The following is a 17223-nucleotide window of genomic DNA, read 5'->3' on the forward strand; positions in this document are numbered from 1 at the left end:
TGCATTAACGTAGAACAAAACGTCAGTTTTGTTGTCTACTTTGCCGCCTTGAGGTCGCCCAAGCGAGCATAGCGGTTGCCTCGCAGCGCATCGCCGCTAAAATCAACCGGCCCGCGAAAACCGGACAAGTGGCTATATATAGAGATGCTCTAATGATAGTTAGCCCCTCATCCCGGGCAGCGTATTGAAACAGGAAATTGGCAAAAGAAGTGACGATATGGACACACGCGAGCAGATAAAAATTCTGGGTGAATGGCTGGAACAGCAGATTATTGGCCAGGCAACTTTGGTCAATCGGATTCTCATCGGATTGCTCGCCGACGGACACCTTCTGGTAGAAGGCGCACCGGGTCTTGCTAAGACCAAAGCCATCAAGACGCTGGCGGATGCCATCGAGGGTGACTTTCACCGGGTGCAGTTCACGCCGGATCTTTTGCCGGCGGATATTACCGGCACAGATATCTACCGCCCGGAAACCGGAGAGTTCCACTTCCAACCCGGCCCCGTATTCCATAATTTGATTCTCGCCGATGAAATCAACCGCGCCCCGGCGAAGGTGCAGTCCGCGCTGCTGGAGGCCATGGCGGAGCGGCAAGTCAGTGTGGGTCGCAAAACCTATGCGCTGCCCAGTCTTTTTCTGGTGATGGCCACCCAGAACCCCATTGAGCAGGAAGGCACCTATCCACTGCCAGAAGCCCAACTCGACCGTTTTCTGATGCAGGTCAATCTCTCGTATCCCGACGCGGAATCGGAGAGAAAAATTCTGCAACTGGCCCGTGCCGAGGCAAGCCTTGGGGAAAGCCATCCCAAAGCGGTGGTCAGTCAGGACACCATCTTCGCCGCCCGCAAAGAGATCCTCGACCTGACAATGGTGGAGGCGGTGGAGACCTATATCGTGCAACTGGTTATCGCCACCCGGGAGCCCCAACGCTACGACGCGGAACTAGCCTCCTGGCTCGATTTCGGTGCCAGCCCCCGTGCCACCATCGCACTGGACCGCTGCGCGCGCGCCTATGCCTGGCTCGCCGGGCGCGACTATGTAACCCCGGACGATGTGATGGCAATCGCACCAGACGTGCTGCGCCATCGCTTGCTGCTGAGTTTTGAAGCGGAAGCCGCCGGCGCCAACGCCGACCAGGTCATACGCCGCCTGCTGCAACAGGTACCGGCGATCTAGGGTCTGAAGGAAGTGCAGAAAGCGATCAACCACAGCGAACTGAACCTGCGCGGCGCCTACCCGGAAGTGGCGCCGCTGGTGCGATTGCGCCATATCGCCCGCCAGCTGCGCCTGTTCAAGCCGCGTCTTAATCGCAGCGACCAGGCCGGCAATCTTCTGACCCGCTATCGCGGTCGCGGCATGAATTTTGAGGAAGTACGTTACTACCAGCCCGGCGACGACGTGCGCTCCATCGACTGGCGCGTAACCGCACGCACAGGCAAGACCCACACCAAACTGTTTCAGGAAGAGCGCGAGCGCCCGGTGGTGATCCTGCTGGACCTGCGCTCGCCGATGTTTTTCGGCAGCCAGAATGCGTTCAAGTCCGTGGCTGCTTGCAGTATCGCCTCGGCACTGTGTTGGGCTGGCTTGCAACACGGCGACCGCATCGGCGCCCTGCTGTTTTCGGACCGAGATGTAGACACGGTGCGCCCGCGCCGCAGTCACCACGCCGTGCTCGCCGCAATCCATGGCATGGTCGAGACCGCCTGCGCATTGCAGAGCCCGATCGCCAGCGGCGGCAGCCAGCGGCTCAGCGTTCTGCTGGAAGAAGCCCGTCGCATCGCCCGCCCCGGCAGCGCCCTGTTTCTGATCAGCGACTGCCACGATCTCGACGAAAGCTGCGAGCAACCACTCTATCTGCTCACCCGCCACGCCGACATGCAGGTACTGCGTATTACCGATCCCCTTGAGCAGCAATTGCCTGATCAGGCGCTGACCATCAGCGATGGCCGGCAGCGCACCTTCCTTGGCAAATCCAGCCGTGGGCTGCGCCAGCAGTTTGCCCAGGACCAGGCGCGGGCGCGCGAACAAACCGCGCAACTCTGCCGCCGTCTGCATTTGCCGCTGCTGGATTTCGACAATACCCAGCCCGTGGTCCCGGTTCTACTCAACCGCTACGGTGAGCGCACAGCGACCAATGGCCGGAGGCCGGCGTGACCATGTTGCCGCTGTCACCGAAGCAGGCCGCACCTGCGCCAGCCAATCCAATGCCCCCGGAAATGCAGGAGTTGTTGGCGCAACTGAGAGATATTCACGAACCGACCCCCATCGGCTGGTGGCCGCTGGCACCCGGCTGGTGGATTCTGGCTGGCGCGCTAGTAGCGCTGCTGTTTGCCGCCATTCTGCTCGCCATTCGCCTGCGCCAGAGGCGCCGTCGCAATCTCTACCGGAGCGAAGGCGTGCGACTGTTGCAAGCGCTAGACCTCAGCGCCCCCCGCGCGATCGAGGACATTAACGTACTGTTGAAACGGGTAGCTGTAGTGACCTTTGGTCGCAAAGCCGTTGGCCCGCTCACCGGACAAAACTGGATCCGTTTCCTAGAGAATTCCTCCGAAGTGCCAATGCCGGAGGCGGCGCGCGCGGCGCTCATTGAGAACCTGTACAGCGGCGCCGACGGCGACCTGCAGGCGCTCGAGAAGCTGCGGGAATTCGCCATCAGCTGGGTGCGCAAACACCAGTCCGAGCCTGTGCGCCCGGCAGCAGACGTTAAACCGACGAAAAACCAGGAGGCCGGCGTTGTTTGAATTCGCTCTCCCCTGGCTCTTTTTACTTCTGCCACTGCCCCTGCTCGCCCGCCGCCTGCTTCCCAAGAGTGAGCCGCTTAACAGCGCGCTGAAAGTCCCTTACTACCAGCAGCTCCCGCGCAAAAGTGGCGGCGCGAGCGGCAACTATTTCAATCTTTTTCTGCTCTGGCTCATCTGGTCCCTGTTGATTACTGCCGCGGCGCGCCCGCAGTGGTATGGCGAACCCATTACCCAGACCAGTAGCGCCCGCGACCTACTGATCGCCGTGGACATATCCGGCAGCATGGAAACCCCGGATATGATCCTGAATGGCAACCCCGCCATGCGTATCACCGCGGTAAAGAATGTCGTGGGCGACTTTGTGCTGCGCCGCAAAGGCGACCGTCTCGGCCTGGTGCTGTTCGGCACCCGCGCCTATTTGCAGGCACCACTCACCTTTGATCGTGAGACCGTCGACACCCTGCTGGCGGAAGCGCAGATTGGTTTTGCCGGACAGGGCACCGCGATTGGCGATGCCATCGGCCTCTCCGTGAAACGCCTCACCCAGCGCCCGGCAGATCAGCGGGTGCTGATTCTGCTGACCGATGGCGCCAATACTGCCGGTGAAGTCGAGCCGTTAAAAGCAGCGGAACTGGCAAAACAGGCCGGGGTAAAGGTGTATACCATCGGCGTCGGCGCGGAAGAAATGGTGCAACCCGGTTTGCTCGGCTCCCGCTTTGGTGCGCGCCGGGTCAACCCGTCCCGCGACCTCGATAGTGAAACCCTGCAATCGATTGCCGACAAGACTGGCGGCCGCTATTTTCGCGCGCACAATCCCGAGGAACTGGCAAAAATTTATACCGAGCTGGACCGCCTGGAACCGGTCGAACAGGAAGCGGAAACCTACCGACCACTGCGCTCTCTGTATGTATGGCCGCTGGGATTGGCGCTGTTGCTGGCTGCACTCTGGGCCGCAGCACCGCTATTGGCGACCGCGCTCTCCAACCTATCGGCGCGCAGATCTGCGGCAGAAAATGCCCACAGTCACCGCAATGGGGGACTCAAGGTATGAATTTCGTGAGCGATCTCGGTCAGTTCCATTTCCTGCGTCCCGCCCTACTGTGGCTGATCCTGCCCGCCGCCCTCGCCTGCTGGGCACTGGCGCGCACCGTATTCGCCGCCGGCGGTCTGCAAAAGCTGATTGACCCAAACCTGTTGCCCCACTTGTTGATGCGCGGCGGGGAAAAGCGCCCGTGGTTGTTTACCCTGATTTTTGCCCTGCTGACCTGCGCCATCATTGCCCTCGCCGGCCCCAGCTGGCGCAAGCTGCCAACCCCGGTATACAGCAACCAGGATGCCCTGGTAATCCTGCTGGATCTGTCGCCTTCGATGATGGCAACAGACCTCGCCCCAGATCGCCTTACCCGCGCACGCCTTAAAATTCTGGACATCCTCAAACAGCGCAAAGACGGACTCACTGCGCTCGTGGCCTACGCTGGTGAAGCCCATGTGGTGACACCGCTGACCGACGACACCGACACCATTGCCAACCTGGTGCCCTCCTTATCGCCACAAATCATGCCGGTACCCGGCAGCAATATCGAAATGGCGGTGGACACCGGACTCAGACTGATCCGCGACGGCGCCAATGGCAGCGGGCGCCTGCTTGCCGTCACCGATGGCATCGACAAGGCTGCCATTGGCACCATTAAAGACTCGCTCAGCGGCAGCAATGTCAGCCTGTCGATTCTCGCGGTCGGCAGTGGTGACGGCAGCCCCATTCCCAAAAGCAATGGCAGTGGATTTGTCACCGACGACAGCGGTGCGATCATCATCACCAACTTTGATCGCCGCGAACTCACTCGCCTCGCTCGCAGCACCGGCGGTGAATTTGCCCAGATTACTGTGGACGATAGCGATATTGCCCGCGTGCTTCCCGAAAACAGCACGCCAGAGCAGGCCGAACTAACCGAGCGCGAATTCGACCAGTGGTACGAAGAAGGCCCCTGGCTGGTTTTACTGTTACTGCCCTTCACCTTGCTGCTGTTTCGCAGGGGCACTCTCGCCTGCGCGCTTCCGCTGACGCTGGCGATGACCGCATTTTCCAGTAATGACGCGAGCGCTGCCGATCTTGAGAATCTGTGGCAAACCCCCAACCAACAGGGTCGCGAGCTGCTGGAACAGGGGGATGCCGCGGGTGCGGCGAAGCAATTTGAAAACTCCCAATGGCGCGGCACTGCGCAGTACCGCGCCGGCAAATTCGATGCTGCCGCAAAAAATTTCGCCCAGAGCAATGATCCCCAGGGGCTCTACAACCTCGGCAACAGCCTTACCCAGCAAGGGCGCTTTGATGAGGCGATCAGCGCCTTCGACCAGGCCATTCAGCAAAGCCCTGAATTTGCCGATGCCATTCACAATCGGGAAATTGCCGAGCAGCTCAAGAAACTGCAGCAACAGCAGCAGTCACAGAGCGGACAATCCGGCGAACAACAGCAGAACGACCAGCAGCAGGACCAGAATCAGCAAAACCAGCAGGGCCAACAGCAGGATCAGCAGCAAAACCAGCAACAGGGCGACGAGTCCCAGCAACAGAGTGCCGGGCAGAATACACAGGACCAGCAGCCTTCCAACCAGGAGCAATCCCCCTCCGGTCAGGAAGAGCAGGAACAATCCGACAGCAAACAGCAACAGGCCCAGAACGGCGAACAGCAGGAAGGAAACGAACAGGAACAGTCTGCTCAAGCCCAACCAAGCGACCAGGAAAGTCCACTCGACCCGGAAACGCAGCAGGCTCTCGACCAATGGCTGCGCCAGATCCCTGACGATCCCGCCGGCCTGATGCGCGAGAAATTCAAATACGAAAGCCTGCAACGCCGCCGCGCTTATCGCAGCGGCGAATGGCAGCCCCCGGAAAACGGAGCCACCCAGCGATGGTAACCAACTCCACAAATAACTCTTGCACGAATATCTCTTGTAGGAGCCTGCCTGCAGGCGAACCTATGCCCAAAATGATTCAACTGCTGACAGCCATCCTGCTGCTAGTGCTGTCCTTCGTCGCCAACGCCCAGGACCTGACCGCCAGCGTCGACCGCAACGAACTCGCCATCAACGAGACCTTCACCCTCACCCTGCGCTACAGCGGATCACAAAGCGGTGGCCAACCGGACTTCAACCTGCTGGAACAGGACTTCGAAGTCCTCTCCCGCCAGCAATCCAACCAGTACCGTGTATTTAACGGACGAGCGGAGAGCTTCGTCGAGTGGACTGTCGTCCTGGCGCCGTTGAAGGAAGGCAAATTGTTCGTCCCCTCCCTGCATCTCCACGGCCAGGTGTCAGACGCCATCCCCATCACCGTCAGCAAGGCCGGCGAATCCCCTAGCGGCAACAGCCGCCAGGCATTTCTCGAAGTCGAACTGGATAAAGACAAACTCTTTGTCCAGGAACAGCTGCTCGTCAAGGTCCGCCTCTACACCACCGTAGGCCTCCACGACATCGCCACCGATCCGCTGCAGATTCCCGGCGCCCACGTGGAAAAAGTGGATGAACAGCGCTACGAGCGCAGAATCCAGGGCGTAGGCCACGCCGTCTACGAACTGACTTACGCCGTTTTCCCGGAAAGCTCCGGCGAACTGCAGATCCCGGCACTGAACTATGTTGCCGTGACAGGCAGAAGAGACCCCTTCTCCCTGTTCAACCGCAATGCTCAACGTATCCGTCTGCGCTCGGAAGCTAAAACTGTAAAAGTAGAACCCAAACCGGACAGCTACAGCGGCAGCCACTGGTTACCGGCCGCGAGCCTCGGCCTGGTGCAGAGCTGGAGCAAAGATCCAGAAGAATTCAAGGTTGGGGAACCCATTACCCGGATCATCACTTTGCGCGCCGAAGGGCTGCGTGCGGCGCAACTGCCACCGCTGCCAACGCTCAATATCGAAGGGCTAAAGGTGTACCCCGACCAGGCACAAAAAGAAGATCAAGCCGGAGCGAACGGAATCACCGGTACACGTATTGAAACCACCGCCATCGTCGCAACCAAACCAGGGCAATATCAATTACCGCCGATAACGATCACCTGGTGGGATACCAAAAATGGGCAGCAGCGTGCGACCCAGTTGCCGGCATTTCGCTTCAATGTATCTGGGGCACCCATTTTGGATTCCAGCACCCCAGGCACTAGCACCCCTGTAACCCCGGAAAGGCCTAGCGCCACTGAAGTGAAACCAGGTTTCTGGCAAAAATTAGCAATAGCGGCAATCGCTTCACACTTTTTATGGGTCATTTATTTCTTTTACTCAAAAAGAAATAAAAATATGGAGGCACCCACCAGAGTAATAAGAAAAACGAAGAATCACGGAGATGAAGAGAAACTCATCAAGCTGATAAACACAGGGAGTCCACAAGAAATTCAGGTCGCCCTTCGGCAATGGGTTGACCGACGCTGGCCGGATACTGGAACTACGAGCCTGGAGAGCGCGGCAAACAGGCTAAACATCGGCGAGCTATCAGATGCCATTCAAATATTGAATGATGCAACATACAAAACTCCTGCAAAACCCCTTAATCGACAGCAACTACAATTACTAGCTGGGAGGCTCCTGCACCTTAGGGATGAGGACAGGCCAGCATCAAACACACTACCCGGCCTGTTTAATGGGTGATCTGGGTTTCTCTTTACCTATTCAGCAGCCACTGCTGGCTATCGTTTGGAAGCAAGCAGTGATTCAATGAGTGATAACGTTTGTTCGCCTGCGTGATCCCAGCTGAATAACTTCGCCCTAGCCTGGGCACGCTGTTGAAGTTCCTCGAGCAGAGCGCTATTACTCGTCAGCTCCATTAGTGCCGCGGCCATATCCTCGGCACATTCAGGGTCAACCAGTAACCCAGCATCGCAGGCAACTTCCTGCATGGCGCCACGATTTGAGGTTATTACTGGCGTTCCCTGACTAAAAGCCTCGACAATGGGTAGCCCGAAGCCCTCATAGAGCGAAGGCATAAGTAGAGCCCTTGCGTTACGGTACAGAGCGGGCAACTGATCGTCATGAATGTAGCCAAGCAACTCGACCCAATCCCCTAGCTCCTCCTGAGCAATAAGACTCTCCAATTCGGGCAGCCCCCAGCCTTTGCCACCGCAGATTTTTAAAGGTAACGGACGAGAGAGTCTGGATTGATAGATACGATATGCGCGCAAAAGTGCTGGAAGATTTTTCCTCGGCTCAATAGTGCCGACAAAAAGAAAATAATTTCCATCGCAGTAGGGCCCCTCCGTCGCCTCTAAAAAAGGGGCTTCGTAAATCGTGCGAATCTTGCCAGCAGTACCTGGAAACGAGTTTCGCACTTCATTGGCCGTACTGTCGGACACCGCAATCACAGCGTCTGCGAACTTAAGGGATGGGGGCATCAAGACACGCTCTATTTGCCGCCCCAGCCGAGACATGGTCTGAGGGAATCGCTGCCACACTAAGTCATGAATTGTTACCAGCTTGGGTAGCGACTTTCCCAAACACAGCGGAAGATGATGGCGCGGAGACCAAAATAAGTCGACTTGATCCTTGCCTGCCCAAAGAGGGAAAACAACTTGGGCATACAAAGATCCCAATCCCGCGTGCTGCATACTGCCACAGCGCACCGTCACATTGGGCAGTCCCTCAAATTCATGTAGAAGTGGTTGATGACTATACAGGTACCAGTGGTGCTCACTGTCCAGTAGGCGCCTCATAATGGCATGCGTATATCTTCCGATCCCAGTAGTAGGAATTGAGAGCGGACGCGCATCTACAGCAATTCGGGCCATTACGTCGCCAGCCCTCTCTCCTCAAGCACCTGTGTGTAAAGCTTTTGATACGCTGCCGCCATTCGCTCACCGGTAAATAATGACTCGTAGCGCAGCCGGCCGGCCTGCCCCATCTGCTCTGCCTTAACCGGATCATTCCACAGGTCATCCATAGCCTCGCGAAGCGCATCGGGATTTGCGGGAAGAATCACGTGCCCCGTCTCTCCATCGGCATTAACGTAGCTAGTACCCGTGCCAATTTCACAGGAAATTAGGGGTTTTCCATACATTAGACCCTCGATTAACGTTACCCCGAAAGCCTCTGACCGCAAATGGGAAGGAAAGACTACTGCCCGGCACAGCTTCATGAGCGCCGCCTTTTCTAAATCACTGATATAACCTGTGAAAACGATACTGTCCGCTCCCAGCTCATCAGCCAATACCTTAAGTTTCGCTTGCTCAGGCCCTTTACCCGCGATAACCACCCGGTATGGTCTCCCGACAGACGCTCTAATAAGATATTCCAATCCTTTGTAATACCGCAGAACGCCGACAAATAACATGAAATCTTTACCGAAGCGTGCCTCCATGTTTAACAAGTCATTATCGGCAGGTACTGGATACTCTTGCTCAGAAATCCCTAGAGGGATTACCTCAACCTTACTTCGAAAGTCGGCCAATACAGGGCTACTATCCATATAGTTTTGTGAAGTTGCGACTATGCGGTCAGCGCGGGACAAAAATATTTTCATCAGAGGATAATAGAGTAAGCTGAGAGCGCGTTGACGCACGATGTCCGAATGATAGGTAATGATTAGCGGACGAGACCTCCCCGCCAACAAGTAAGTCACATCGCCAAACGGCCAAGGAAAATGGAAGTGCAATAACTTGGCCTTTAACCGGAACAGCCTCCTCACCAAGCCGGGCCCAATACAACAGGACGCAACTGACACCCAGCGCCGCTCTGCCAACACCGGAAGTTTCCCATCAAGCATCCTTTGCCCAGGATCCTTTGCGAGAGTCAATACACCGCTGCCGTGCGTATTTTGTGCGAGCTCAAGAACAACTTGCTCAAGCCCACCCTTTGACTCAGGGTAAAAAGTTCTGTAACAGTGAAGGATTCGAAGTTCGGAACGCAAAGAAAGTTCTCTTTCAGGAAGACTCAACACGCAATGATAACCTATTGTTTTAAAAAGCAATAATGTATATTTGCGCCTTCAGCACTATCGGGGTCAACATGAAGATTCTCTTCGTTACCATGCAATTTGGTCCAGGATACAATCAAGGGACTGAACGCTACATCCGCAACCTTGGAAAAGAACTCATAGCATATGGCTGCGAAGTCTCTGTAGCCGGGGGAGACCCCGAAGGAAGAGGTCACAGCGGAGGTGTATGGAATAGTATCCCATACAAAACCTTATCAACGCTTGGATGGACTGCCGTCAAAGGTGCGCCAATAGAGGCATATATTGAACTATTAAAGCAAGAAAAGCCTGACATACTCCATTTGGTTAATCCAGGTCATATTGGAGTAAACATAGTATATGCCGCGCGCGCATTGAACATACCCTACATCATATCAGTTACTGATTTCTGGTGGCTCTGCCCAAAACAAACCCTCACATTGAGTGACGGCAACCTTTGCCATGGTTTTACAGAAGAATTTACTTGCTTAAAGTGTATTGCCAAAACACATCGCAACCCTACTATCAACTTCGCAGCAAAAACAGAGATTGGAGCCCATCTCACTGCACAACTTATTAAAAGCAAAAATATAGAATCTGGCGAAAGCACGCTCTGGGATAATAGAAAGCAAACTTTACACGATATCCTTAAAGAAGCTCACGCAGTCATATGTCTATCCAAAACCGGCCAAAGCTTATTAGAAGAGTATTTTAAACTACAGAACTGCAAATATCTTCCTGCAGGGCTATCTGCCCAATGGTTCGAGCCGAAAACAACCGCTAGCGTAACGGGCGATACATTTAGCATTGGTTTCCTAGGCGCACTATCACCTCACAAGGGCCTTCACATAATTACACAAGCATTAAAAGCCCTTAATAACGAAAAGATTCACTTAATAGTCGCAGGCAAAAAAGCTCTACCTACTTATGCAGACAGGGAACTTCAAAGATACAAAAAGACGACATACTTAGGAGAAATTCAAGAAGAGGAAACGACGCCCCTCATGGACAAGCTAGACCTTCTGGTTTTGCCGTCATTGTGGCCAGAAAACCAGCCGCAAGTACTGTTAGAGGCAGGGGCAAGGAACATTCCAGTGATTGCAAGCGACATCCCCGGTTGCGCTGAACTTTTAGACCAAGCGGCACTATTCCCAATGGGAAATCATGAGGCTCTCAGCAAACTTATTGAGGCAATAACTAACAAAAAAATTGTTGCTCCAAAGCCCGACGTCGCAGCAAGCGCCAAAGACATTGCAAGAGAAATAATCAAAGAATACATATCAATGGTAAAAAAAACGTAATCTTTCCACGCGGCCACAGGTAGCTAAAAAAGATCAAACAAACACTGTTTACCATAGGCCGCCGCTACCCCTCCTCCTATCCCCCAAAATATGCGCTACAAACGTCGCTAGCACTCCCATCCATTCTGATACGGCCGTGTTCAAGCCAAATTGCCCGATTACACATATTCAAAATCAAGTCTTTTGAATGGCTAGCAATAACAACAATCTTACTCGAGGACACAAGTTCAGACATACGAGATTCAGCCTTTTGCTTGAAACCCTCATCACCTACGGACAGCCACTCATCCATAATCAATATATCGGGGCGAACAATCGTAGAGACCGAGAAAGCCAAACGCAGATGCATACCCGAGGAATACGTACGAACGGGCATATCAATAAAATCACCAAGTTCTGCAAAGTCGATTATATTATCGAGTGCAGCGTCAATCTTCCTGCGTGACAACCCCAGCAATGCTCCCCTGATATATATATTTTCCCTACCAGTTGCTTCCTGATCTATACCAAGAGAAATATCAATAAGCGAGCCGACGGCCCCTCGGATTGAAACCTCACCTTCTGTAGGAGAATAGACACCACTCAACACTCGAAGCAAGGTGCTCTTTCCTGCTCCATTATGTCCAACCAAACCAACACATTCGCCTTCACTGAACTCAAAGCTCAAATCCTCAAGCGCCCTGACAATTACCCGCCCCTGGCCATCCGCCGAAATCTGGCCACCCGTTGCAACTTGCATCAAGCGCTTCTTAAGAGATCGCCCCCCCGCGTTATAAATAGGAAAGTCAACAGACGCGTTTTTAAAGTCAATAACAGTCATTCTCAAGCAACCTTAAAGCCAATAGGGCAAACGTTTTCTATATCGGCCGTAGAAGAAAATAGCAACAACCCAACCAGAGACTGCCAAAAAGGTCGACACAAGCCAATTGTCAAAAGATGGCACCTGTCCTAATAGCGGAGACCTAACTACTTCAATCAAATGAAAGACGGGATTGAAATCCAATATGAAACTGCCAGCCCTCTCGGGCAAAAGCTTCGGCATCCAAATAATCGGAGTTAAATAGAAAAGAACCTGTAAAGCGCTCGATACAATCTGCGGCAAATCTCTGTATCTCGCGCAGACGACACCAAGCATCAAGCCCAACCAAGCCAGATTAACCAACAACAAAAGAAAGCCCGGGACGACAAAGATAACATTCGCATTAAAGCTGCCCCCCAGAACTAACAAAACAACAGGAAAAATAATAATATTGTGAAACAATATTATACAGTTTCTCCAAATCATTCTTAGGGTATGCACAAACAGTGGGATCGGCAACTGCTTGATAATTCCCTGCGCAGAAACGAATTCTGAACACCCCTCCGTCACTACAGACGATATAAATGTCCACAAAATTATTCCGGCGGCCAAAAATGGTAAAAACTCAACCATAGGGGAATTAAAAAGTTTGCCAAACACCAAGCCGATTGTCCCGATCATAATCCCCATGCTAATGGTCAACCAAAATGGGCCGAGCGCCGACCTACGATAGCGCTGCCGCACATCCTGCCAGCCCAGAGCTCCCACCAAGGAGATCCGCTTAAACGCGCTAGCGATATCGGTTAATGTTCCAGTACTAAACTGCATAAACCACATCTTCAATAATATAAAAACCAAACATTCCCTTAAGAAGAAGCACCGCCGAGCAGTCTGTCGTCATGGTACTAACTCTTGGAAACACCCAAAGGCTCACCAAAATTTCAGCCATCAAGAATTAACGCGATCAACACCCACCGAAAACCAATCACACCAGGACACTTCATTCCCCTTATCTACGATAATCTCAAGTAGCTGGTGACTTTCAGTGCTAAGCGTAACAAGTTCATTGAATTTTCGATCAATAGCCCCCTCGAAAACATTTTTTCCATCTAGCTTAATGGTTAAGCCAACCAACCCAGCTTCACGTCCAGGTTCATTAAGGACGCGACAATGAGCGGACAAAGGATCTATTCGAGGAGTCAAAGTAAGAGACTTGGACCCAGAAACATCAACTTTCATTTTGGCCGACACACTCTCACTAGGATGCATAAATATCTGATGATCCGGATGAACACGAAATGGACCGTAACCAATCTCCTCATCTACCACCCTACTTAACAGCCAATCAAGCGCTTCGCGCCGTCTGGAAGAGCTAGACGCGCCTTCGGGGTAGATCTTTTTAAGTGATTTTAAATCGTCCGCGAAGAAATCACGGTGGAAGCGTGGCTCTACCTCAAAGGAAAGATCAACATCCTCCTGCCCCTGTTCGCATTGAGGAGAATCGCACTGCAATTGAACGATCTTAAGGTTTATAGAGGGGCAGTTTTCACCAAGTCCATAAGCTTCAAATTTAAAATCTTTCAAGCCAGCTGTGCTAAACGTTGCCAACCTAAACGCGCCACGTTGCATTGGCGCGCGATATATTTCACGACCACCACCTTTAACAGAAATCCCTGCGGCCGCTTGACCCGTCACCTCGTGCTCAGCGCAACTTCTCAACATAGCGCGATCTAAGTAGGGACGAATCGAAATCTTCCGTACACCTCCAGCCCCCCTAAAGGTAGAGAATTGCGTATCACTATCAAGCTTGAGTACGCTATCCGAAGAAAACGCAGCCCCACCAACATGAAAGCGCTTGAGAGTGTCAGCAATTTTTGCTGGACGGGATATAACTGTGCGAACGCTCGAATCAATCTCCGCGCCCGTCGTCATATTCAGGATAGATAGTTGTTCATACTGCTGCTTTATTTTTAATTTTTCTTCTGCGGAAATCTCGCTATCAGCCTGAATTACCCCCATAACTGCATTCGCGAGAAAAAAATCCGGCATCGGTAAGTTTGCCGATCGAAAAACAAGACCAGGAATTAAATATGAACTTGTTTTTCCCGGCAGATCGATTGTAGAAAAATTGGACCAAAATCTATATGGGGGCAATTGCTCTTCTGGCTTTAATCCATTTTTAAAGCAAAGCGATTTATACACACTTGGCAATGCAGGCATATGGTCCCCAAAGAAAACTACCAACGTTGGCCGTTCCCGACGCCTAAGCGCATCAATCAGGTATCCGTAAGCAGAGTCAGCATCTCGAGCTCGCGCCAAGTAATCGGTAAAAATTTTTGCTGCTTCAGGATTCAACATATCTGGGACAGGCAAGCCCTCACTGGTATTTCCCGTCGCCGCACCCCAGGGCCCGTGATTATCCATGGTAATCGCTTCCACAAATGTGGGGCCATTCGCAGAATCCAACTGCGATAGCACTGCCTTGACTAGAGACAGGTCACTCACATGCCCCCTAATGGATTCGTCTCGATCGGATAAAAATGCGTTAATATCCAGAAAGGTTTGAAAACCCAAACGCCCCATTGCTGTATTTCGGTTCCAAAAACCACCCTTATTCGGGTGTATCGCAACAGTGTTGTATCCCTGCTCTGCTAACACTCGCGGCATTGCCGCAATATTTTTCTTCAACAAGTCATAGTAAGCAAACATCGAATGAGGGAAGGCGCTGATTGGCACTCCCGACAATGACTCAAATTCACTCTGCAGTGTCCGCCCACCAAAAACCGGCACCTCTAGCTCCCCTCCGCGCGGGCTCCCGAGGCTAGAAATATTCGGCAAAACCGGCGTTTCAGGCATGCCACAAAGCTTGCCTGGCATAAACAAGGACTCACTCTGAACCATCACAATGTCGGGCCGAAAATCTGGCGTGACCGATAGTCGCTCGAGCGCGCTTCGGGCCGCGATGACCCGAGGTTCGACCCAAAATTTCTCGGCCAATGCAATATCGGGTTCTACCACGATACTCTCTTGGGACATTCTTCCGAGAAGCATATTTCCAATAATACCCGCATTTGCAGCACCACTATTTTGCTGGAAAAACTCCCACCCGAGAGCAGGAATAACGGCGGGAGTCCGATAAAATCCCGAAAATAGAAACAGCGCCCCCCCAACCAAGGCAACAGAAACGCGCGATAAATATGAGGATTTAGCAACACCTTTTAGGAAATAAGAAACAAGGAAAAGTGCTAGTGCCGATGCCACAATAAAAACAAAAAATGTCGTCGAGACAAACCCGAAAACCAACTCAGGACTCTCAGCGACCGAGGAAATCACTGACAGATCAGCATACACCAGACTTTCGCCAAGAAACTCAGCCTTTACTCTTCCTGCATAATGAACAACAGAAACTAGGAGTACCGTAACAAGCAAACCAACAGTCATCCGCCCACTAACACACCAAATTGAAAATAGAAAAGCCAGCGGCAACAAAAGATTTAGCAAATGCGCAATGTAAGGCGACCCTATCGAAACATACGGATCAGACGCTACAACGAAGAGCCATAAAAAAACCAGCAAGAATAAGCAAGACAGGAAATTCCGAACCGACAATTTCACACTACACCCTCAGAATGCAAACTTAATCGAAATGGAAGCTGCCGAGAACCTACACTGCGCGAAGCTTCATAAGCACTTTTCAACATATACATCCAGTTACCGCCGAAATTTGTTGAGAACGCTGCCTACTACCGTGCGAACTTTCGGCGACACGCGAAATTTATAAGCCGACCGTCGCAAAGCTTCAAATAGCCCAATTTCGCCGGCTGCATCAAAGCGGGCAGTCCTACAATATCTAACTAATACACGCATAGGCCTAGTCCACTGCCAAGATGTACTTTGATAAACTCTATCTAACTGAAAGCGTGCAACTTCTTGAGCATCCAAACACTGATTTATTTCTGATTGAAGCCGTACATTGTCCTGACTCAAGCGATCCAGCTCCACACGCAACCAATTGTTGTCTGAGCTAACCTTATGCAATTCTTGCCCTAAAACAGTGATGCGACCGATCATTGCTCGCCCGCGCTCACGAAGTTCCTCATTATCACAATTTAACTCGGCAATCCTTGCAGCGGAGTAATTTGCTTTTTCTCTTTCTTTCTCTAATAGTCCATCTATATGCAGCTTCTGCCCCCACGCGAAACTCAAGCGTTCACTTAACGACGGATCTCCCTTGTAGCGAAAATTAAGGAGCACGCAATCACTTGAAGGTAGTGAAAACTCAATCAAATCACTGACGATATCCAGCTCCCTTAAGATGCGCGTTACATTACCCAACCAACTCGATCTCAGGTTTAGTTTCTGCGCGTGGTCAGGCACCTTCCGGCCCGCTAAAAAATCACTGAAAGAGTCAAAAGTAACCCCGAGAGCCTCCCGCTTCTGGCGATAATAAGCATTTTCACCTCGCAACCAACACGGAATACCACAAAGTTGCATCCACAAAGTAACGTGATAAGAGCAAGAATACGCAAAATCACCAATGAGGGGCATCAGCGAGCTGCTCGAACCAGGGTGATCTAAAACATTCATCAATTGAATTAGTCGGATGTCTGGGAAACTAAACCCCGAATCCAAACGCTTAACGGACTCGATTGAATCTACAACCTCTTCTCTTGAATCACGATATGCCTGTAACAACGTTAAAGGGGCACCCTCCCCAAACACACGCGACATCACTGTTAAATCAGCCCTAATTTCTTGGAGGGCAGTGTCGTTACCCGTATAGTCTGATGTATTAAGATGAACCAACAAACCCGATCCAGCTTTAACACGCAGAAGCTCTCGCAACTTCAACAGAGGCTCGACTGCGTCATCAAAAGAAAACTCGACTTCAATCCCCGCTGAGCTCAACAGCTGCTCAGACCTTTGATCGCGAACGCCAAAGAGCAACGGTTTGAATTTACTAACATGGGCAACCACCCTATCAATAAAATCTTCAGAAACCTGCTGTCCCGATATCACATATGCTGCCTTACCTGCTCGACTCAAGACAGCCTCTATAACGTTAAGTACATAGTCACCCCACAATCCATTCAGGAATCCACCGCCATACAATTGAACATAAGCAACATTCAAAATCGAGGTTACGGGCTCCAAACCAAATTTTTTTTCACAGTCTTCATCGAGAGGCGCATCACTCACAAAAAGAAGACAGTCTACGCCATATGATTTTTGGGTTTTCCTTATATCACCAAATTTCGATATGGTAGCGATTGATTGAACAGCTATAACGGCCAAACTTGAATTATCACGTACGACCGAGATCGCGCCCGCATGCTGAAGCACATCACCGAAATTGCCGTATCCAAAATCACCACCAGCAAGAAATGCCTTTTGGCGAGACCCACTTAAGAGTTCCACTTTTTCCCTAGGCGCATAAAAATAGAGTTCCAT

At 52.1% G+C, this 17223-nt stretch carries 13 protein-coding genes; 7 read left to right on the top strand and 6 right to left on the bottom strand.

Annotation, left to right across the window (positions count from 1 at the left end):
- Nucleotides 1-217 precede the first annotated feature (217 nt).
- The 6 genes from FDY93_RS05125 (at nt 218) to FDY93_RS05150 (ending at nt 7376) form a co-directional block, all read left to right on the top strand.
- The gene (locus FDY93_RS05125) at nt 218-1177 is read left to right on the top strand and encodes an AAA family ATPase (RefSeq protein WP_138234675.1); all 960 of its coding nucleotides are present in this window, start codon (nt 218-220) and stop codon (nt 1175-1177) included.
- Nucleotides 1178-1189: 12 nt separating this feature from the next.
- Nucleotides 1190-2155: a DUF58 domain-containing protein gene (locus tag FDY93_RS05130; RefSeq protein ID WP_138234676.1), complete on the top strand. Its 966-nt coding sequence runs from the start codon at nt 1190-1192 to the stop codon at nt 2153-2155.
- Between the two features lie 2 nt (nt 2156-2157).
- Nucleotides 2158-2742: a DUF4381 domain-containing protein gene (locus FDY93_RS05135; protein WP_246068475.1), complete on the top strand. Its 585-nt coding sequence runs from the start codon at nt 2158-2160 to the stop codon at nt 2740-2742.
- A complete protein-coding gene (locus tag FDY93_RS05140) occupies nt 2735-3793 on the top strand; it encodes a vWA domain-containing protein (protein ID WP_171018896.1) in 1059 nt (352 codons plus the stop codon). Before FDY93_RS05135 ends, FDY93_RS05140 begins: the two co-directional genes overlap by 8 nt.
- On the top strand, nt 3790-5658 hold the full coding sequence (locus tag FDY93_RS05145) for a VWA domain-containing protein (RefSeq protein ID WP_138234678.1): 1869 nt from the start codon (nt 3790-3792) through the stop codon (nt 5656-5658). The genes FDY93_RS05140 and FDY93_RS05145 overlap by 4 nt, the downstream gene beginning before the upstream one ends.
- A 62-nt stretch (nt 5659-5720) precedes the next feature.
- Complete coding sequence (locus tag FDY93_RS05150; RefSeq protein WP_138234679.1) at nt 5721-7376, top strand: BatD family protein; 1656 nt, start codon at nt 5721-5723, stop codon at nt 7374-7376.
- A gap of 38 nt (nt 7377-7414) precedes the next feature.
- Here the strand turns inward: FDY93_RS05150 and FDY93_RS05155 are convergent, their stop codons facing one another.
- Nucleotides 7415-8509 carry a glycosyltransferase family 4 protein gene (locus FDY93_RS05155; protein WP_138234680.1) on the bottom strand — a complete coding sequence of 365 codons (1095 nt, stop codon included), beginning with the start codon at nt 8507-8509 and terminating at the stop codon, nt 7415-7417.
- Nucleotides 8509-9657 carry a glycosyltransferase gene (locus FDY93_RS05160; RefSeq protein WP_220446101.1) on the bottom strand — a complete coding sequence of 383 codons (1149 nt, stop codon included), beginning with the start codon at nt 9655-9657 and terminating at the stop codon, nt 8509-8511. Before FDY93_RS05160 ends, FDY93_RS05155 begins: the two co-directional genes overlap by 1 nt.
- A 68-nt stretch (nt 9658-9725) precedes the next feature.
- Here FDY93_RS05160 and FDY93_RS05165 point away from each other — a divergent pair, with 68 nt between their 5' ends.
- Complete coding sequence (locus tag FDY93_RS05165) at nt 9726-10973, top strand: glycosyltransferase (RefSeq protein WP_166216155.1); 1248 nt, start codon at nt 9726-9728, stop codon at nt 10971-10973.
- A gap of 76 nt (nt 10974-11049) precedes the next feature.
- Here the strand turns inward: FDY93_RS05165 and FDY93_RS05170 are convergent, their stop codons facing one another.
- From FDY93_RS05170 to FDY93_RS05185, 4 genes are all read right to left on the bottom strand, one after another.
- The gene (locus FDY93_RS05170) at nt 11050-11793 is read right to left on the bottom strand and encodes an ABC transporter ATP-binding protein (protein WP_138234683.1); all 744 of its coding nucleotides are present in this window, start codon (nt 11791-11793) and stop codon (nt 11050-11052) included.
- Between the two features lie 12 nt (nt 11794-11805).
- Nucleotides 11806-12600, bottom strand: coding sequence for an ABC transporter permease (locus FDY93_RS05175; protein WP_171018897.1), 795 nt, complete (start codon nt 12598-12600; stop codon nt 11806-11808).
- 120 nt (nt 12601-12720) lie between these two features.
- Nucleotides 12721-15387: an LTA synthase family protein gene (locus FDY93_RS05180; RefSeq protein ID WP_138234685.1), complete on the bottom strand. Its 2667-nt coding sequence runs from the start codon at nt 15385-15387 to the stop codon at nt 12721-12723.
- Between the two features lie 96 nt (nt 15388-15483).
- Nucleotides 15484-17223: a polysaccharide pyruvyl transferase family protein gene (locus FDY93_RS05185; protein ID WP_138234686.1), complete on the bottom strand. Its 1740-nt coding sequence runs from the start codon at nt 17221-17223 to the stop codon at nt 15484-15486.

This window comes from Microbulbifer harenosus, from assembly GCF_005771435.1.
GTDB lineage: Bacteria > Pseudomonadota > Gammaproteobacteria > Pseudomonadales > Cellvibrionaceae > Microbulbifer > Microbulbifer harenosus.

Excerpts from the sequence above, each read along its gene's own strand:
- FDY93_RS05125 (WP_138234675.1), top strand. The coding sequence starts at position 218 with ATGGACACACGCGAGCAGATAAAAATTCTGGGTGAATGGCTGGAACAG.
- FDY93_RS05135 (WP_246068475.1), top strand. The coding sequence starts at position 2,158 with ATGTTGCCGCTGTCACCGAAGCAGGCCGCACCTGCGCCAGCCAATCCA.
- FDY93_RS05145 (WP_138234678.1), top strand. The coding sequence starts at position 3,790 with ATGAATTTCGTGAGCGATCTCGGTCAGTTCCATTTCCTGCGTCCCGCC.
- FDY93_RS05150 (WP_138234679.1), top strand. The coding sequence starts at position 5,721 with ATGCCCAAAATGATTCAACTGCTGACAGCCATCCTGCTGCTAGTGCTG.
- FDY93_RS05155 (WP_138234680.1), bottom strand. The coding sequence starts at position 8,509 with ATGGCCCGAATTGCTGTAGATGCGCGTCCGCTCTCAATTCCTACTACT.
- FDY93_RS05165 (WP_166216155.1), top strand. The coding sequence starts at position 9,726 with ATGAAGATTCTCTTCGTTACCATGCAATTTGGTCCAGGATACAATCAA.
- FDY93_RS05170 (WP_138234683.1), bottom strand. The coding sequence starts at position 11,793 with ATGACTGTTATTGACTTTAAAAACGCGTCTGTTGACTTTCCTATTTAT.
- FDY93_RS05175 (WP_171018897.1), bottom strand. The coding sequence starts at position 12,600 with ATGCAGTTTAGTACTGGAACATTAACCGATATCGCTAGCGCGTTTAAG.
- FDY93_RS05185 (WP_138234686.1), bottom strand. The coding sequence starts at position 17,223 with ATGGAACTCTATTTTTATGCGCCTAGGGAAAAAGTGGAACTCTTAAGT.